Source organism: Bacteroidia bacterium, from assembly GCA_040880525.1.
GTDB lineage: Bacteria > Bacteroidota > Bacteroidia > CAILMK01 > JBBDIG01 > JBBDIG01.
The window spans coordinates 24957-44292 of record JBBDIG010000033.1; the positions used below are offsets into that span (position 1 = coordinate 24957).

Annotated in this window: 18 protein-coding genes; 10 read left to right on the plus strand and 8 right to left on the minus strand. The window is 45.1% G+C overall.

What is annotated here, in order from left to right; genetic code table 11:
• The first annotated feature begins 121 nt into the window (after positions 1–121).
• The 4 genes from WD077_09235 (at position 122) to WD077_09250 (ending at position 4734) form a co-directional block, all read left to right on the plus strand.
• Positions 122–1702, plus strand: a complete 1581-nt coding sequence (locus tag WD077_09235) for a sodium:solute symporter (GenBank protein MEX0967410.1) — start codon at positions 122–124, stop codon at positions 1700–1702.
• A 10-nt stretch (positions 1703–1712) separates the two neighbouring features.
• Positions 1713–2447, plus strand: a complete 735-nt coding sequence (locus tag WD077_09240) for a hypothetical protein (protein ID MEX0967411.1) — start codon at positions 1713–1715, stop codon at positions 2445–2447.
• 120 nt (positions 2448–2567) lie between these two features.
• A complete protein-coding gene (locus WD077_09245) occupies positions 2568–2885 on the plus strand; it encodes a DUF202 domain-containing protein (protein MEX0967412.1) in 318 nt (105 codons plus the stop codon).
• A 25-nt stretch (positions 2886–2910) separates the two neighbouring features.
• On the plus strand, positions 2911–4734 hold the full coding sequence (locus WD077_09250; protein ID MEX0967413.1) for an SLC13 family permease: 1824 nt from the start codon (positions 2911–2913) through the stop codon (positions 4732–4734).
• A 36-nt stretch (positions 4735–4770) separates the two neighbouring features.
• On the opposite strand, the gene WD077_09255 is transcribed toward WD077_09250, so the two are convergent.
• Positions 4771–5460, minus strand: a complete 690-nt coding sequence (locus WD077_09255) for an alpha/beta fold hydrolase (protein MEX0967414.1) — start codon at positions 5458–5460, stop codon at positions 4771–4773.
• Positions 5461–5495: 35 nt separating this feature from the next.
• The gene (locus WD077_09260; GenBank protein MEX0967415.1) at positions 5496–5816 is read right to left on the minus strand and encodes a rhodanese-like domain-containing protein; all 321 of its coding nucleotides are present in this window, start codon (positions 5814–5816) and stop codon (positions 5496–5498) included.
• Positions 5817–6083: 267 nt separating this feature from the next.
• On the opposite strand from WD077_09260, the gene WD077_09265 reads away from it, so the two are divergent.
• The 4 genes from WD077_09265 (at position 6084) to WD077_09280 (ending at position 9389) form a co-directional block, all read left to right on the plus strand.
• Positions 6084–7130, plus strand: coding sequence for an NAD(P)-dependent oxidoreductase (locus WD077_09265; GenBank protein ID MEX0967416.1), 1047 nt, complete (start codon positions 6084–6086; stop codon positions 7128–7130).
• A gap of 106 nt (positions 7131–7236) precedes the next feature.
• Positions 7237–7800 carry a vitamin K epoxide reductase family protein gene (locus WD077_09270; GenBank protein MEX0967417.1) on the plus strand — a complete coding sequence of 188 codons (564 nt, stop codon included), beginning with the start codon at positions 7237–7239 and terminating at the stop codon, positions 7798–7800.
• 1 nt (position 7801) lies between these two features.
• Positions 7802–8182: an SPW repeat protein gene (locus WD077_09275; GenBank protein MEX0967418.1), complete on the plus strand. Its 381-nt coding sequence runs from the start codon at positions 7802–7804 to the stop codon at positions 8180–8182.
• Between the two features lie 4 nt (positions 8183–8186).
• Positions 8187–9389 carry an AI-2E family transporter gene (locus tag WD077_09280; GenBank protein ID MEX0967419.1) on the plus strand — a complete coding sequence of 401 codons (1203 nt, stop codon included), beginning with the start codon at positions 8187–8189 and terminating at the stop codon, positions 9387–9389.
• A gap of 30 nt (positions 9390–9419) precedes the next feature.
• On the opposite strand, the gene WD077_09285 is transcribed toward WD077_09280, so the two are convergent.
• On the minus strand, positions 9420–9656 hold the full coding sequence (locus WD077_09285; GenBank protein MEX0967420.1) for a hypothetical protein: 237 nt from the start codon (positions 9654–9656) through the stop codon (positions 9420–9422).
• 381 nt (positions 9657–10037) lie between these two features.
• Here WD077_09285 and WD077_09290 point away from each other — a divergent pair, with 381 nt between their 5' ends.
• Complete coding sequence (locus WD077_09290; GenBank protein MEX0967421.1) at positions 10038–10466, plus strand: DoxX family protein; 429 nt, start codon at positions 10038–10040, stop codon at positions 10464–10466.
• The gene (locus tag WD077_09295; protein ID MEX0967422.1) at positions 10466–11737 is read left to right on the plus strand and encodes an amino acid permease; all 1272 of its coding nucleotides are present in this window, start codon (positions 10466–10468) and stop codon (positions 11735–11737) included. Before WD077_09290 ends, WD077_09295 begins: the two co-directional genes overlap by 1 nt.
• Before the next feature lie 106 nt (positions 11738–11843).
• On the opposite strand, the gene purB is transcribed toward WD077_09295, so the two are convergent.
• The 5 genes from purB to WD077_09320 form a co-directional block, all read right to left on the minus strand.
• Entirely contained in the window at positions 11844–13190 is a 1347-nt protein-coding gene (purB, locus tag WD077_09300; protein MEX0967423.1) for an adenylosuccinate lyase, read from the minus strand.
• A gap of 322 nt (positions 13191–13512) precedes the next feature.
• Positions 13513–16425, minus strand: a complete 2913-nt coding sequence (locus WD077_09305; GenBank protein ID MEX0967424.1) for an AsmA-like C-terminal region-containing protein — start codon at positions 16423–16425, stop codon at positions 13513–13515.
• A 193-nt stretch (positions 16426–16618) separates the two neighbouring features.
• Entirely contained in the window at positions 16619–17110 is a 492-nt protein-coding gene (locus WD077_09310; GenBank protein ID MEX0967425.1) for a GNAT family N-acetyltransferase, read from the minus strand.
• Positions 17111–17133: 23 nt separating this feature from the next.
• On the minus strand, positions 17134–18090 hold the full coding sequence (locus WD077_09315; protein MEX0967426.1) for an acetyl-CoA carboxylase carboxyltransferase subunit alpha: 957 nt from the start codon (positions 18088–18090) through the stop codon (positions 17134–17136).
• A gap of 54 nt (positions 18091–18144) precedes the next feature.
• Positions 18145–19158: a hypothetical protein gene (locus WD077_09320; protein MEX0967427.1), complete on the minus strand. Its 1014-nt coding sequence runs from the start codon at positions 19156–19158 to the stop codon at positions 18145–18147.
• Positions 19159–19336 lie beyond the last annotated feature (178 nt).

Genomic DNA, 19336 nt, shown 5'->3' on the forward strand with positions numbered 1-19336 from the left:
CCAAAAATAATCTCTTTGTTTCAGATCATGTTTCAGCCAATACTTCTTGTAATAACAGGTATCCCTAAAAAGTTCAACTTCGCCTGAAGTTGGTTTCTTTGCAGCCAAACCAACGGTCTCTATGCATCCCGGAATTATATTATCCATACTCGGGGGATATTTCCTCTTCCTTGTTTTAATCTCTTATTTCACAGCCCGGAAAGCTACTGACAATGCCACATTTTTTGTGGCTAATAAAAATGCACCCTGGTATCTCGTGGCTTTCGGAATGATTGGCGCGAGCCTTAGTGGTGTGACTTTTATTTCTCTTCCCGGTTGGGTAGGGTCCACGCAATTCAGCTACTTTCAGGTGGTGCTGGGATATATGGTGGGATATTTTGTGATCGCAACGGTTTTAATGCCGCTCTATTACCGCCTCAATCTCACCACCATTTACACCTATCTGGAAACACGATTCGGCAAGGTTTCTCATAAAACGGGATCATTCTTTTTCCTTTTATCGCGCACCATCGGTTCGGCATTCCGGCTATACCTGGTGGCAGTGGTTTTCCAGGTTTTTATTTTTGATAAATGGGGAATGCCTTTCTGGGTTTCCGTCTTTGTTTCGCTGATGCTCATCCTGGTCTATACTTTTAGAGGTGGCATCAAAACCATTATCTGGACGGATACGCTGCAAACGCTCTTTATGTTGCTAGCGCTGATCACCACTATTATCTATGTTGTTAATACCCTGGACCTGGGATTTTTTGAGATAACCCGCGAGATCAGCCAGAGCAACCTTTCCCGGATATTTTTCTTTGATGACTGGCGCAGCCCACAATACTTCTACAAGCAATTCATCAGTGGTGCTTTTATCGCCATTGTAATGACTGGCCTGGACCAGGACATGATGCAGAAAAACCTCACCTGCCGGTCGTTGCGGGATGCGCAGAAGAACATGTTCACCTTCAGCATTACGTTGCTGCCGGTAAACCTGTTATTCCTGGGATTGGGTGTTCTCCTCCTCATGTTTGCCAGCGCTAACAACATTCCCCTGCCGGAAAGAACAGATTATATCTATCCTTCACTGGCGATGGATCATTTGCCGGCTTTCGCAGGAATCGTTTTTCTGCTGGGACTTACGGCTGCGGCATACTCCAGTGCTGACAGTGCGCTTGCTGCTTTAACCACTTCTATTTGCGTGGATTTTCTCGGTTTTAAATCTGAAGAGGTAAAGCCTGGCATTAATAACGATCCTGCAATGGTTACACCAGCCACCGGAACGCGCAGGGTACGTTCATTAATTCATATCGGAATTACGGTTTTGCTCTTTTTTGTCATCATGATATTCCACAGACTTAATGATGAAAGCGTAATCAATGCAATATTCAAAATAGCCGGATACACCTATGGGCCGCTCCTCGGACTATTTGTAATGGGAATTTTTACAAAGAAAAAAGTGAGAGATCGCTGGGTGGTGCTGGTATGCTTTTTATCGCCAATCCTTACGTTTATTATCTCTCTTGCCTCTGAGGGTGAACTGGGCGCGTTATTCATGGATTATTCCGCAGAGCTTGGCCAAACCATTGATATTTTTGCAGCCTATATTTTCCAGGGATACCGGTTCAGTTTTGAATTGTTGCTGATTAACGGGCTTTTAACATTCATTGGATTACTCTTAATTTCGAAGCCTTCACCGAAAAATACTGTCTCAACTCAATAAAATATTCAGAATGAAGTCATTGCTTTTTCTTTTCCTTATGATTTTGTTTGCCCTCCCTTCTTTTGCTCAAAAAAAGAAAAAGAAGAGGCAGGCAGAAGAAGCGCAACAGGAGCAACAATTAGTTGAACCAAAATCGGCCAAAGACAGTATTGACCTCAAGGTTTTTGACCTTGCTGTGGAGCATGGCGATTATCAGACAGCCATTCATGCGCTTTATTACATTATGGCGAAAGACCCGGAGGAGTCCTATCTGGATTCACTGGCTACGCTTTACTACATCAACGGATCTTATGTGCAGGCGATTATTGTGGGCAGGAAGCATCTGGATAAACATCCTGTAGATACCGGGATGCTGGAACTCGTGGCAACCGCAGAGCAGGAGGTAGGGCGGCTGAAAGAATCGTTGGCACTTTATGAAAAGCTGCATCTACTTACAGGTAGCCCTTATTACCAGTATCAGGTGGCGGTGTTGCAGTACAACCTGAAAAGATATGGCGAGGGCATGAGCACCGTTCAGAAAATTTTACAGGATCCTGCTTCGCGAAATGAGCAGGTACAAATTCAGATTTCACAGAGCGAAGCGCAGAATGTACCACTTCAGGCGGCTTCTTATAATCTTGCCGGTATTATCATGATGGATCTGAAGGAGAAAGAAAAAGCACTTGAGAATTTTGAAAATGCTATTCGGATTTTTCCGGAATTTGTGCTTGCCCGTAAAAGCCTGGAGACCCTGAAGAAGCAATAGAAGTTGCTTTATTTTCATTCTTTACCATTCCTGCCGTTTTATCAGATCTGAGCTTTTTTTATCAACAAATTCCCTGACCTGATAATTATTTTGATGAAGCGGTAATTTTATAAGGTACTTATGAAGCGATATTTCTATCAAAACGTCCAGGAAAAACTGATCATGCGGGATTTCCTCGCCATAGACCGGACCATCCTGGCAAATGAGAGAACTTTGCTGGCCTACGTTTCACTCGCTCTTACGCTGATCATTTCCGGGATTTCATTCCTTGAATTTTTTGACAAAGCCACTGCGCATTTACTTGCCTATATCTTCCTTCCTTCATCCCTTTTTGTGCTTGCTATAGGAATTAGGAAATATCTGAGAATGCGCAAGGCCTTGTACAGAATATTGAAGAGCAGGAATATTCCTACTGATGAATTAAGAGAAATGGACTAACTTTTAAAAGCTCACTGTAATTCTTTTGATAACACACATTTTGCCGGGCGTTTCATTAGTAAATGGAATCCCTGATGACTGGCAGATATATCTGATGATCTTCTTTATCGTGGCGGCCGTGGTATTTTACATCACAGAATGGTTGCCGGTAGAGCTTGTGGCTATTGTATTAACGCTATTGCTCGTACTGCTGGGCATTATCACTCCGGCACAGGGAATCTCCGGTTTTGGCAATAAGGCCACGGTAACGGTAGCATCCATGTTCGTGATCAGTGCCGCGCTGTATAAAACAGGGGCGCTGAATCTTTTTGGGGATATTCTGGCCCGCCAGGGAAAGATCAGCGATAAAAGGCTGCTGCTTTTCATCATTATCATTAGCGGTGCAATTTCTCCATTTATCAACAACACAGCGGTAGTGGCTATCTTTATTCCGATCGTTATGGGTATTGCCAGCGACCTGAACCGTAGTCCGTCAAAACTCCTGATTCCCCTCTCCTTTGCTTCGCTCTTTGGAGGCGCCTGTACCCTCATCGGTACTTCCACGAATATCCTGGCCGATTCTCTTTCAGAAAAGTATGGCGGAGGTTCCATCGGCATTTTTGATTTTGCACCGCTCGGCCTGATATTTTTTGCCACCGGAGGAACGTATCTCTATTTCTGGGGGGCAGACAGGCTTCCTGCCAGGAGAAGCGCTGAAGGCGTGGCTGAAACGATCGGGTTAGGCCAATATATTACACGCATCCTTATCCCCGAAGATTCCGACCTGGCAGGCCAGCCTCTCCTTGAATCCAAACTAATGACGCGCACCAACCTCGAAATTCTGTCGCTGGAGCGGGATGGAAAAACCATCCAGAATTTTACGCCTGAATTCCTGGTGGATCAGGGGGATATTCTTACGATCAGGTGCAGCCTTAAACGTCTGAAGGATATAATTAAAGTTTCAGGGATACACTTGATGAAAGGCGAGGGTTTTGAAGAAATAGAAGGAAGCACTGATCATTTGCTGGCAGAGGTGATGATTCCTCCGGGGTCCCGGCTGGAAGGGAAACCGGTTACGCAGTCAGTGCTTGGGCGCAATATCGAAGGCAGCATCCTGGCCCTTCGTGACCGGCACCGGCAAAGCCTTTGGCCCCTTGAAAAAAGTAAACTTCAGGCCGGTGATATCGTATTGTTGGGTACACACCAGAATACCACAGAGCTGATCAGCAAAAGCAAGGAAATAGTGTTGGTTTCGCGTCATGAGTTTCCACAGTTACAAAGGGTGAAGGCGGCCATTGCAATTGGTATTTCAATAATAATGGTCACATTGGCTACACTGAATATCCTGCCTATCCATGTGGGGGCGGTCACAGCCGTGGTGGTGATGGTCCTGTTCCGCTGCATCAATATGAAGGAATTTTATGAAGCCATTGACTGGAAAATCATTTTTCTCCTGGCGGGGCTGCTGCCTTTTGGCATCGCCATAGCCACCACTGGTACTTCTGATCTCCTGGCTCAGCTCCTTACCGGTTCCCTGGGAGGATTTCCACCCATCGTTTTGCTTTCCCTGATTTATCTTATCACCACCATACTCACCGAGGTGATAAGCAATACCGGTACAGTAGTGATCTTAATTCCAATAGCTTTTGCAACTGCGCTTGCGCTGGAGGTAAATCCCAAACCTTTTGTGATGGCGATAGCCTATGCGGCTTCGGCAAGTTTTCTGACGCCAATCGGGTATCAAACCAATACAATGATCTACACTACCGGGAACTATAAATTTGCTGATTATTTTAAAGTAGGATTTCCACTTTCAATATTATTCTGGCTGCTGGCCACTTTCCTGCTGCCGGTATTTTTCCCTTTTTAATATCCCTGCGAAATGCACCGGAATTTTATGATGGTGTTATTCCGGGTCAGTAAGCATCGCCACCAGAATTTTCTGCTCCACCTTCTCCAATGGATGCGGAGTATTTGGCAGCACCTGCAGTTCTCCTTTTGGCAGGTTGCGGTAGGCCCATACCGTTTCCTCCAGCGAAACCATTTTATCACGGTCGCCTACAGCTACGCGCACCGGGATCTGCACTTTTTGTAAGAGCGCCTCATCTATCAGCTTTTTCTTGCCCAGATGCAGCATCATTTCAGCGGTTTTTTCCAGCAGCGGCTCCCAGTTTTCACCGTGCATCTTTTGCAGCCATTCAGCATACTGCGGCACTTTTTCGCGGATTTTTCCGGCATTGAGCATTGCCGCTTCTTTGGCTGAGGTCTCTTCCGTCCAGTCGAATTTGGTGGCCAGGGTGGTAATATCTGCAAACGTTTCCGGTTCCCTGCTTTCCAGCCACAGTGCAATATACCCGCCCATGCTATATCCGAAAATATGAGGCTTTACCAATTCATTCTCACGTATATAATTCTTCAGGGCTGCGGCCATCGTCTCAATCCGGAGCGGTGCGTTTATTTCAGCGCCTTTTCCATGTCCCGGTAAATCCAGCATGTGCAATTGAAAATGCGGCTCAAGCAATGGCTGGAGTGACTGGAACTGGGCTTTGGAACCCAATGCGCCATGCAGCAATATAAGGGGAGCGTTTTCTTCCATTGTTATTTTCTAAATTAATTATTATTTAATGATTTTTAATAAACCGGCATATTTGGATCCACCTCTTCAGCCCAGGCATGGATGCCACCTTTCAGATTGAGGAACGCTACCTCCGGCCGCTGCTTTTCTAAAAATGCTGTCGCGGCCTTGCTGCGATTGCCGTGGTGGCAATACATTACCACAGGTTTTTCTCCCTTAATTTCATCTACTGATGTCATCAGTTTGCTCATCGGGATCAGCCTGCTGGACGCAAGATGGCATATCTCATATTCGTGGGACTCGCGCACGTCAATTATTTCAAACTCCTGTCCCTGGTCCATTTGTTCCTTCAATTGGGTTGCGGTAATGTTTTTCATTTTGAATTAGTTTTAAAATTTAATCATGGATTTTGAGTGTAACGTTAAAGCGGATGGCTGGTTTGGCCGGTTGCACAAATTTTTTGCTAATGCTATTATTTATGCTCATATAAAAGGATAAAGTGCGAAAATCTGCACATGAATGTTCAAAACCTTCCATTTCAGGATTTTTTAAACCTATACAATCCTGTCCTTGTTGAAGAAACTATTCTTTCGCTCAATTAAGATTTGAGTGGTTATTTTTCATTTAATCAAAATTGTTTTCTCATGGCGGAATCAAATAAAAATTCAAAAGAAATTATTCTCGTAACGGGAGGTAGCGGACTAATCGGGACAAAATTAATTGACCGGCTGGCTGACCGGTTTCAGTGTATTGGGCTGGACAAAGTCGGTAATCCTTTTCCAAATAAAAAATCCGAAAACATCAATTTTGATATTACTTCTGAAAAAAGCATCCGGGCCGGATTAGAGAGAATTCAATATGCTTACAGCAGCAAAATCGCTTCGGTAGTTCACCTGGCAGCTTACTATGATTTTTCAGGTGAACCCAGCCCGCTGTATGAGGAGGTGACGGTAAAAGGCACTGAAAAACTATTGGATGCGCTGCAGGAAATGGATGTACAACAATTTATATTTTCGAGCACTAACCTGGTATATAAAGCGGCTGAACCCGGAGAAAAAATTAATGAAAACTGGCCGCTAAATGCTAGCTGGAACTACCCGGAATCGAAAGTGAAAACCGAAAAACTGATCCGCCAGAAACGCGGAAGAATACCTGCCGTGATGCTGCGCCTGGCCGGAGCCTATGATGAGGAGGGAAATTCCATCCCAATATCTCATCAGGTGCAACGGATTTATGAAAAGGAACTCACCAGTTATTTTTATCCGGGCGACCTGCTTCATGGCAATGCTTTTCTCCATCTGGATGATATGGTTGATGCGATTATTAGAACCATTGATCACAGGGATTCTCTTCCGGAAGAAATTGCCATTAACATAAGCGAATCGAAAACCTACAGCTATGGCGAACTGCAGGATAAAATTGGGGAACTGATCCACGGAGAAGAATGGCATACAATGGAAATTCCAAAACCACTGGCTAAGATCGGTGCTTGGTTGCAGGAACAGGTTAGCGATCCGTTTATTAAACCCTGGATGGTAGACAGGGCCGATGATCACTATGAAATGGACATCAGCCGGGCCAAGGAGAAACTGGACTGGGAGCCCCGCCACGACCTTAAATCTACTTTGCCAAAGATGATCAAAAATTTAAAACTTGATCCTGAAAAATGGTATGAAAAAAATGATTTATAATTTGAAGCTACTATTGATCATTAAATTTTAAAACTAAAATGGCCGATAGATTTTATGAAATTTTATTCATGTATTTTAATTCTGCTAAAAGAGCAGTATTTAAATAATGAAACACGAAAAAAGAAATATTCCACCCGGGTGGGACTATAACCCATCTAGATGGGGAGAGCGGATCCCAATTGTTATCCTGGCTTTAGGAGGAACAGGGATTGCTGTCTATCTTTCACTTTATCAATTGAATATTCTCTCTAATGTGTGGGAACCTTTTTTTGGTAAGGGAAGCGAAATTATTCTCAATTCCTCGGTTTCTCATATTCTGCCCATACCTGATGCGGCACTGGGCGCATTTGCTTATTTATTGGACGTAGTAACGGGCGTGATTGGTGGCCAAAGACGCTGGCGCACAATGCCCTGGATGGTAGTGGTATTTGGCCTTGCTGTCGGGCCGCTGGGATTTATAAGCATCCTCCTGGTTATTCTGCAACCAGTGCTGCTGGATGCCTGGTGTACCCTGTGTCTGGCTTCGGCAGTGGTTTCTATCGCCATGATAGGTCCTGCTATGGACGAGATGCTGGCAAGCCTGCAATATTTGAAGCGGGTGAAAGATTCCGGTGCTTCAGTCTGGAAGGCTTTTCTGGGTAGTGAAAGTGAACGTAAAAAAATAACCTGATATGTGGGCACACGCAATAAATGCAATTCTCGGAGTGTGGCTGATGGCCTCGCCTGAAGTTTTAGGTTTTGGAAATCCTGTTGCTGATAACGCGCACATTATAGGGCCTGTGATCGTTACTTTTGCCGTTGTGGCGTGGTGGGAATGTACGCGCGTGGTGGGCAAATATAATCTTGCCTTGGGCGCATGGCTTCTCATTGCGCCCTGGATTTTAGGATATGACCATAATTTCGCCATTGTAAATGACATGGCGACCGGAGCTTTGGTAATCGCTTTTTCGCTCGTCAAAGGCAAGATCAAACATAGTTACGGTGGAGGATGGTCAGCCCTTTGGCAAAAGGATACATTGCACCATCGTGAAGCGCGTAAACAAGTAGAATGACTAAATGGAAGAAAGCACCGAAAAACAATCCATGCAGAAGGTTAAGAATATTCTGCTATATACCACCCTCTTTATATTAGGATCATATTTTCTTTTTGATGGCCTTGCTGTCGCCAAAGGTTTTTTAATTCCGGTGAGCATTGCCGTATTGCTTTCGCTGCTGATGCTGCCGCTATGCCGGTGGCTTGAGGGCAAAGGAATAAGCCGGGGTTGGGCCGTGCTTGTGTGCGATTTGTGCATTCTTCTGGCTATTATGGGTTTGTTCTTTCTGGTATCGGCCCAGATAAAAAATATAGTGGATGACTGGCCGCAGCTAAAAAAACAAGTGCAGCCAAAAATGGAAAGAATGCAGCAGTTTTTTGAAGATAAAACGGGACTGGATGCTGATCCTCATATTCAAAGTTTCATGGAGCAGGTACCGTTTTCGACTCAGTCGGTACCCGAAGGAGAAACACAGGCCGGGGACCAGGCCAAAAGCCGTGACACAGAGAATGAAGTAACAACCCTGGCTAAGTCAGCCATCGGTCTGTTTGGAATATTTGCCGCTACGCTGCTTGTATTGGTGTATGTCTTTTTCTTTATGTATTTCAGGCGAAAATTCCGGAAATTCATCCTGATGGCGGTGCCAGCGTCAGGCCGCGAAAAGGCTGAGGATACCCTTAGAAAAACCTCTACCGTGGCCATGAATTACCTGGTGGGCAAAGGTGTTCTCATTATTTTTCTTGCGGCCTTATATGGCATTGGGCTTAGCATTGTAGGGATTGAATATGCGTTGCTCATATCCATTATTGCGGCCCTTTTATCCCTTATCCCCTACATTGGAAACGTCATTGGAGGCGGCATGGCCATGCTTCTGGGCCTGGTTACTGGTGGCGGCTTTGAAGCCGCAATCGGAGTGTTGATCGTCTTTTCAATTATCCAGTTTATTGAAAGCTATATCCTGGAGCCGTTCGTGGTGGGCCATAAAGTAGATTTGAATCCTGCTTTTACCATCATCGTGGTAGTGCTTGGCGGAGCCGTTTGGGGCGTGGCAGGTATGGTAGTCGCCATTCCCTATCTTGCTATTCTTAAAGTGGTAATGGACCACATTGAGCCGCTGAAACCCTACGGCTACCTGATAGGAGAGGAGGAAGATGAAAAAAATGGGGGATGGCTTGATAAGTTTGAGAATTGGTTCGATAAAAAGGTGGTGAGCCGTTTCCGGTAATACATCGGATCCGCTGAATAAACGGTTTGGTCAGCAGCGGGAGCTGATCTGTAAATCGGCCACAACGCCTTGCTCAGCAAGCTTTTCCCGGAGATTAACTTCCAGCGCCTTCACCATTTCTGCACAGGCCGCAGATTCCACTTTCGCTTTTAGCTTTTCCTTATTCATGATCATTCCTGCCAGCATTCCTACCAGCATTCCTTTTTCATTTTTTACAACTTCCTGTGCATTTAATATTTCAAAACTTATTGTTATTACAGGCATCATTAGTTTTTTTAATTATTACATGTAACCTCAAACGATTTCAATGGTTTAAGAAATTGTTTGAAATGGGTGAACTCAAAATAGACGGTAAAAGTTAATATTTTTGCATTAAATGTTAATGATATGAACAGGAGGACAATCAACAAATTAAGGGCAGGCATTTTCGAAAAAATTCCCAGGGGGAGAACATCTACCAAACCAAACAACCGGAAGAAGTGAGTTGGTATGAACCAAGACCAGAAACGTCACTTAACTTTATTAATCAGTTCCACTTACCAAAAACAGCCAGGATTATTGATCACAATTGACCACAGAACGCCCTTTGACACTATTCAAAATTTTGTGTTTTGTAGTTTTAAAAGATTACCATCCAAATAAATAAATATGTTTCAAAAAATAATCGGTTCAGATTACTCAAAAACAACCATCCTTATTCGTTTAATGGTGGGGGCGGTGTTCCTTTCAGAAGGCATTCAGAAATTCCTCTTCCCTGCCATTCGCGGGGCAGGCCGATTTGAAAAAATAGGATTGCCAGAACCTGAATTCTTAGGCTCTTTCGTAGGAGGTTTTGAAATCTTGTGCGGGGCGTTGGTTTTAATCGGTTTGCTCACAAGGCTTGCCAGTATTCCTTTAATTATCATTATGCTTGTTGCCATTGCCACAACCAAGACAGATGTCTTGGCCAATCAGGGATTTTGGGAAATGATGCACGGAAGCAGGACGGACTGGGCTATGCTGCTCGGTAGCATTTTTCTACTGATAAAAGGTGGTGGTATGTTTTCACTGGATTGGTTTATTCTAAATAAAAAATAGTGACAGGTAAACAACCACTTGTAAAGGAACTTTTAAGGGCGCTTACATTAAAAGATGCTGTGGGCGTTGGGCTGGGTGCAATAGTCGGTGCAGGGATTTTTGTTGTTACAGGGGTCGCAGCGGGTGTTTCAGGGCCTGCTTTTATTGTAGGCCTTGCAATAGCAGGTATTATTGCTGCATTTAACGGTTTAAGTTCTGCTCAATTGGCAGCCATCTATCCCCATTCTGGCGGCACTTATGAATATGGATACCGGTTAATCAATCCTGTTTTTGGTTTTTCTGCCGGCTGGATGTTTTTAATCAGTAAGCTATCTGCGGCAGGTGTCGTGGCCATCGGTTTTGGCAGTTATTTCTATCAATTAGTCCCGGTTTCCTCACCTTTAATAATTTCTGTAGTTGCGGTTATCTTTCTTACCGCTGCCAACTATTTTGGTATTAAGAAAGCGGGGAAATTAAATCTTATAATTGTATCTATTACGCTTCTTTCACTGGTCTATCTGGTATTTAGCGGAATTCCGGCTGTTAAGGCCGAAAACTTTAGGTCCTTTGCGCCTTTTGGTTTATCAGGAATTGCCGAAGCCTCAGCATTATTGTTTTTTGCATTTACAGGTTATGCAAGAATTGCAACATTGGCAGAGGAGGTTAAGGAACCTGAAAAGACTATTCCTAAGGCAGTTATAATTACAATAGTATCAGCGATAATTCTTTATGCTGTGGTATCTGTTGTTGCGGTGGGTGTAATTGGGACAGCAAGCATGGCAGACAGCAAATCGCCTTTGCAGGTAGTTGCTGATGCTTTGACTACACCTGCTATAAGAACGGTTGTCACTATTGGCGCTTCTACAGCAATGTTGGGTGTTTTATTGAGCCAGATTTTAGGGATTAGCCGGATGATGCTGGCAATGGGCAGACGGCACGACCTACCACCGGTCTTTCAGGCAATCCACCGCAATTACCGGGTTCCGCATTTAGGGATTATCATCACAGGTGTTGTTATCCTGCTCCTTACAATCTTGGGAACCTTTGAATTTATTGTTAGGGCCGCCACCTTTACAATTTTGCTTTATTACAGTATCACCAATATTTCTGCCCTGCGACAACCCCGAAAAGAGCAAATATATGGCAGGGTAATTCCGGTTGTGGGGCTTATAGGATGTTTGAGTATGTCCGTTTCATTACCCTTAAATGTCATAGCCTCAGGTATTGGGCTTTTAATAGCAGGATTTATATTGCGTTTTTTGATGCATACAATCTACGCTAAAAAAGAGTAAAGTCCGCCCATAATCACTATTATGTTTACCCCATAGCCCACAGTTTAACCGTAGGAATAGTAATCGAATTTACGTCCAACCATTTTTAATGATTTTGAAAAAATAATTATGAACCGGTATAATTAAAAGGGGTGATTTGCAGCAATTCCTGTTTAATGGTTTCGTCTACTTTCAGGGTATCAATAAATTCATGGATGCGCTCCTTAGTTATTTTGTCACCGGTGCGGGTCAGAGATTTCAGGGCCTCGTACGGTTTGTCGTAGCCCTCGCGCCTCAGGATGGTTTGAATAGCTTCCGCTACCACGGCCCAGTTGGCTTCAAGGTCAGCGTTGATTTTTTCGTGGTGTACGGTGAGTTTCCCCAGGCCCTTCAGCAGCGATTTCCAGGCGATAAGGCCATGGGAAAGCGGGACGCCAATATTGCGCGTAACAGTACTGTCAGTAAGATCGCGTTGCAGGCGGCTAACCGGCAGCTTCCGGGCAAGAAACTCAAGTAGTGAATTGGCCAGCCCCAGGTTTCCTTCTGCGTTCTCAAAATCTATGGGATTTACCTTGTGCGGCATGGCAGACGAGCCTACCTCGGTTTCCTTAATTTGTTGCTTAAAATAATCCTGCGACACATACAGCCACATATCCTGAGAGAAATCCATCAGGATAACATTCAGCCGCTTCAGATTGTCGAAAATAGCCGCCATATTATCATAGTGCTCAATTTGGGTGGTGGTCGGCTGCCGCCTGAGTCCAAGCTTTTCGCGGGCAAATTTTTCCGCAAAAGCCGGCCAGTCTGTTTCCGGGTAAGCCACCGTATGGGCATTGAAATTCCCGGTGGCGCCCCCCATTTTACAGCAATGTGGCAGCGTTTGCAGCAATGACAACTGTTCTGAAAGCCGCTCAGCAAATACCGCTATTTCCTTTCCCAGGCGCGTAGGGCTTGCAGGCTGGCCATGCGTTCGCGCCAGCATCGGGATGTTTTTCCATTCTTCAGCCAGTTCTTTGAGTTTTGCAAGCAATTCATTTTGCAATACCGGGATGAGGACATTTTCCAGGGCCTCTTTTAACATCATCGGAATGGCCGTATTATTTACGTCCTGCGAAGTGAGCCCAAAATGAATGAATTCGCTGCATGAGCTTAAATCTTCTGCTGCGAATTTTTCTTTGAGGAAATATTCCACAGCTTTAACATCATGATTTGTGATGGCTTCGATTTCCTTAATACGTTCGGCATCAGCCGTTGAAAAACTGCGATACATATTTCTAAGTACCTCAAATTTATCTTTCGGAAAATATTGAAGTTGCCGGAGCGGCATTTCGCAAAGTGCAATAAAATATTCTACCTCCACCCGCAGCCGGTAGCGGATCAGGGCCTGCTCTGAGAAAAAAGGAGCAAGTGGCTCTGCCTTGCTGCGGTAGCGGCCATCAATCGGTGAAATCGCATTTAATTCAGTTAACGGCATTTTTTAGCGTTAAAATGTTAAAATTTTAAATAAGAAAAACGTTTCCTTTTTTTGACCTGATGACGATTGCAGCAGCACAATAAATTTCCCGCCTCAGGTATGTCGTTGCTTATTTTTCAGCAAAAATAGAAAATGCGGAGATGTATGATCAGAATAAAAACAGGAGCCCCGGCCCCTAAATCTCCCAATGGGGGACTTGTTCAATGCCCTGCTCCATGATAGAACCAAACATTTACCCGAAATATGCCGTGATAATTTGGGATTACCGTTTAAATTTAAAGGAAGGAAATTTCAGAATGTCCGTAACCAGTGAATCAGCACCTTATTTAAACACATTTTTCAGCTTCTTCTTCGCCTCTTCTTTGGCTTTTTCTTCAGCCTCTTTGCGTTTTCTTTCAGCTTCCTCACGCGCCTTTTGTTCGGCTTCGCGCTTCTTGCGTTCCAGTTCCTCTTTTTGCTTGTCCAGTTCCTGACGCGCTTTGTCTTCGGCTTCCTGTTTTTTGTCGCCAATTACGTCCTCCACTTTCTCCTTTACGGTTTCGGTAACGTTTTCAATCAGTCCTTTACCGGTTTGGCTGAGGTCAAGGGATATTTGCGGATTGTCCGTTGTGCCGGTCATTTTTGCAATCACCTTCACCTTATCTCCGGATGAAAGTTTTACATCGCTGCCCAAAGCCTGCGTCAGCAACTGGTTGGCCTGGGCCTTCATTTCGCCAGCGGGAACGTCCATTGCAATATTATAGGCCAGTGTTTTGTCAATTCCGCTGGAGCCTGTGATTTCAAAATCCGTTTCTTCAACATCAAAAGTGATGGGCTCTTTCAGTGAAAAACGGCCATTGCTGATCTCATAAGAAGGCTTGATGCCGGTAAGCACAAGTTGTTTGTATTTTGGCATATTGAGCTTTTTTGCCAGCCGCTGGAGCGGGACGAAATTTTCGATCACCGCTCTTTCTATTTCGAGCTTTCCATCGCTTGTCAGTGTAGACCAGTCCGGCATAAAATCCTTGCCCAGCACGGAGTTGAAACTCACCTGCCCGTCAAAATTTCCCGTTAAGTTTTCAGCAATCGGCAGAAATTCTCTGACCGTGGCGAAAGTCTTGAAAGCCTCGCCTATGCCAATATTTTCCAGCATCATATCAAATGAAACGTCCGCCTGCTCAGAAGTAGGCGTGGCATAGCTTCCGCTGGCCAGAAAGCTTCCGCCAAGCGTATTCATCCGCATATCCACCAATTGCGCTCTTTTATTTTTTATAATGATAATACCCGCCACATTTTCCATTACCATATCCTGAAAGAGTACTTTTTTCATAAAAGCATCAAGCGTGAAATCAATGTAGCCTGGAATCTCAAAGAGCTCATAAGTCGCTGTATCCGCCCCTGCAGTTTCAGTGGTGGCGGCTGTTCCTCCTTCTTCTTCCTCCATCCACGGGTTCAGGTCAATCAGGTCAGAGCGCAGCCGCATGGTGCCGGTTACCATTCCCTGGTTCAGTCCCACATTTCCCTCAATGTCACGCAAGTCAATGTGCTGAAATACGACCTGCTTCATGCTTGCCTCAAGATTGAAATTAATATTCCGGGGAATCTCAAATTCTTCGCTTTGACCGACATCTTCGGCAGTCTGATTTCTTGCTGTTTGCTCAGTGGCAGTGGTTTCACCAGTTTCTTCCTCCTCAATCCAGGGGTTAAGGTTCAGGTAGTTCGATTGCACATTCAGGGAGCCGGTGAGTGTTTTATCCTGAAACAGGTAAGCGATAAGATTGTCCAGGCGTCCGCTGGCGCTAATGTCGCTTTTGCCGGAAGTGGCCTTCATATCGCGCAGTTCTGCGTGCTGTGGCGAAAAGATGAGTTGCATATTGCTCATGCCTATTCGCTCCGGCATATCGTCAGAAGAATATGCAAGATTGCTGACCCGGATTTCTCCACTTGCATTAAACTGTTCGTACTGCTCATTTTCGAGGCTGCTCATGCGGCCTTTTATCTCCAGGTCAGCCATCACATCTCCTGAGAGTTCGGTGTTTTCTTCCAGCTTCACAAAACTGTTGACGGCTCCCAGCGCAATATTGCCTTTTGCAGCAGCATCAAGGTAAAGATCTCCCATGGGTTCACGAACGAGGATGCGGGCATCAAACGGCTGCCCGGCCATTTCTGCATGGATCTGCTGCACGTTTATCACCATATCTTCCAGGCCCGGAGAACTGCTTTTAACCGATGCATTTACCTGCACGTCTCTCACTGCCTGCGGAAGATCAGGATATTGGAACATTCCGTCTTTCACGTTCATTTCAATATCGAAAGCCGGATAGGATTGCTCATTATATGTTCCGTTTACCTGGCCGCTGAAGGACATTAATCCTTCGGCTTTCAAATCGTCAAAGTCCTTCTGATAAATGGTGGGAATTAATGACAACAGGCTCTTGAAAGTAGCGTCTTTGGTGGCAAAGCTGATGTCCATGTCAATATCTTCGGCAGGCATGGCGAGCCAGCCATTAAAGCTAAGTGGCAGGTCGTTGAGACGCAATTCATTTTCTTCGAAGTCGAAGCGCAATGAATCAAGGTTGATGCGCATGGCGGCATTGAGTTCCGTTTTGACATCATCCAGGTAAGCAATGCCTTCATAAATGAATTGCGTTTTTTCAGCGGTGAGTTCAGTTTTCAGGTTTACGATGGTTTCGGTAAAGTCGCCACTGCCGGAGTTGTCCAGGCCAAAGAGGCCCATTTTCATTCCCAGGGAACGGTCGTCATACACGATGGTGGCTTTGTTTATTTCCCAGTGTTTCAGGGTAAATTTCATAGTGCCTTCAGCCGGGATGGTATCGGCTGCCGCGGCTTCCTCATCGGTTTTGGCAATGTCCCAATTGGATTTGCCGCTGGGCAGCACTTTGGCATATATGATCGGGTTATCCAGCGTAAAGGAGTTGAGCTCCATATTATCACTGAAAACACTCATAATGTCCAGGCTTAACTGCAGTTGTTTGGTTTTCAAAAGCGTATCTCCGGCAAATGAATCTATATTGGCTACGTACAGGTCATCCATCGTGAGGGTTATATCCGGGAACCGCCTGAACAGGCTGAGACCAATATCATTATCGAATTCCACCACTGCATTCAGGTTTTTGTTTGCCTCCTTTTTTACAATGGCCACAATTTTATCTTTAAATAAAAACGGAATAGCGATGGCTGCTGCCACCAATACAAAAAGCACAATTCCGGTGATGAGTACTATTTTTTTTAACATAAAGTTTTAGTTTATTTAATTACTGCTAAAAGATTTTTTAGGAATGTAATGTTTTAACCTAATGAATTTTTCAATTTAAATTAAAGAAATAAATGCTCGCAGAGCCTAATGCCGCTCATAGGCAATTTTCAGCCCTTTTCTATAACAGCAGGAAAGGCATTCAGTTCTACCTGATTGAGTTTTCGATTTTAAATTAAAGCTGTTTTATAAAAAAAGTTTCGCACCTGTGATGGCCGGTATTTCCAAGCGGTCCGATTATTTTCTCAAATCCTGCCGCTTGATAGAGCTTGTTGGCCTGCACCATGTGGGATAGGGTTTCGAGATAGCAACGTTTGTACCCCAGTTCTTTTGCAGCTTGCAGCGATTTGTGCAATAATGCTTTGCCGAGTCCCATCCCCCTGATTTCCTTGAGCAGGTACATTTTCTTTAGCTCGCAGATGTCAGGTTCTGCGCCTGCCAGCGGGCCTATACCCGCACCGCCCGAAAGCAAACCGTCAACTTCAGTAATAAAATAGGCGGCCCTTCCTGCGCTGTATGCCTCATACATGTTATTAACCTCCGCGTCCATTATTGAGAACCCTTCGCCCACGGCTCCGAACTCTGTCATAACTTTCCGGATAACGGTCGCCATAGCAGCATTATCAGTCTTGCGAATAGGACGGATGAGTGGTGGTGTAGTTGCCATGATGAAAGGTGAGGAAATGAAGTTTACTTTTCCTGATAAACACCCATTGCTGCGAATTTATTGATCCGCTGCTCTATCCTTTTTTCAGGATTTAATTTACCAACTTCCCGAAGATGCTTTTTGAGTTCGGCTTTAAGGGTGGAATACATTGTTGCGGGGTCATTATGCGCTCCGCCCAAAGGTTCCTTTATTATGCCGTCAATGAGTTTTTGTCCGAGCATTTTGTCAGCCGTAAGTTGCAGGGCTTCTGCCGCCTGTTCTTTATAATCCCAGCTTCGCCAAAGAATGGAAGAGCAGGATTCAGGCGAGATTACGGAGTACCAGGTATATTCCAGCATCAGTACGCGGTCTCCCACGCCAATACCGAGCGCTCCGCCAGAGGCACCTTCGCCAATAATGACGCAGATCACTGGTACTTTCAGCATGGTCATTTCGCGCAGGTTGCGGGCGATGGCTTCACCCTGGCCGCGCTCTTCAGCCTCCAGCCCCGGAGAGGCTCCGGGCGTGTCAATGAGCGTAATTATCGGTTTATTGAATTTCTCTGCCAGCTTCATCAGCCGCAGCGCTTTGCGGTAGCCTTCAGGGTTTGCCATTCCAAAATTGCGGAACTGGCGCATTTTAGTATTCTTTCCTTTTTGCTGTCCTATGAACATTACCGATTGTCCGTCAAGGTCAGCGAAGCCGCCTACCATAGCATGGTCGTCCGCTACATTCCGGTCTCCATGCAGCTCTACGAAGCGGGTGGTGAGGTGCTCAATGTAATCCAGTGTGTATGGGCGTTCGGGGTGCCGCGAAACCTGCACTTTGTTCCATCCGCTAAGGTTGCTGTAAAGTTCCTGTTTCAGGACGTTTATCTTCTTTTCAAGGTCAGCAATGGTTTTATCGCTGAATCCTTTTTTGCCCTCGGCCAGTGATGCTTTCGCCACCACCAGTTGCTCCTCAAGATCCTTTACAGGTTTTTCAAATTCTAATACATGCATTGAATAATGCTTTGGGTTGTTCCGGTAAAATAAAGGTGTATGAGCAAATAAGGTTTACTCCACCCAGTCAGCTATAAACACATTTGTGTTGCGTGTGCCTCCATTATTTCTGTTTGAACTGAAAACCAGCTTTTTTCCATCAAATGAAAACATCGGGAAAGCATCGAAAGTGGGATCATAGGTAATTTGTTTCAGACCCTTGCCATCCGTTTTGACCATAAAAAGATTGAACTGGAAACCGATATCGCTTGCATGATTGGAAGAAAAAATAATTTTCTTACCAGACGGATGGAAGAAAGGAGCCCAGTTGGCTTTGCCCAGATCGGTTACCTGCTTCATGTTGCTGCCGTCCACATTACAGACGAAGATCTCCATTGCAGTAGGAGCCACCAGGCCATTTATCAGATAATCCTTGTACTTTTTTATTTCGGCTTCGGTTTTTGGCCGCGAAGCCCTGAATACCAGTTTTTTTCCGTCAGGTGAGAAAAATGCGCCTCCATCATATCCTAACTCTTCGGTTATCTGTTGCATGTTGGAGCCGTCAATATTCATTGTATAAAGTTCGAGATCACCGGATCTGTCAGAGGTAAAAACGATCTTATCTCCTTTGGGTGAAACGGTTGCTTCTGCATCATAGCCTTTCCTGTCCGTCAACCGGTTCACGATTTCCCCTTTCAGATTCGCCACATAAATATCATAGTCCGGATAGATGGGCCAGAGATAATCGCCTCCCGGAGTGCGTTCCGGCTCTTTTGGGCAGAGGTCGCTCCCGGAACGTGTTGAGGCGTAGAGAATGAGCGTATCGCCCGGCAGGAAATAAGAGCAGGTGGTGCGGCCTTTCCCATCGCTCAGCATTTGCGGACGGCCGCTGCGCATATCCTCCTCCGAAAGCGGAAAATAGAATATCTGGTCGCACTGAACGTCCCATCCCTTATAGTTGCTTTGGAATACGAGACTTTGGTTATCAAAACTAAAATAGGCTTCAGCATTGTCTCCTCCGAAGGTGAGCTGCCGCAGGTTTGCCAGGTGTTCTTCTTCCGGATAGGCGAGGGTTGGGGTTGCCGTCATTTCTCCGAGAATATCGCTCAGGGAATCTGCAAGATCATCCACCGTCTTATCCTGGGCCTGCCTTTCTTCGGCTCTGCCGGCCTTTTTCTTTCCCCCGCACGAAGTTAATACAATGAACATCAGAGCTATTACGCTCCATAAACCAATAAATTGCATAGCCTTAATTTGGCGCAAAAGT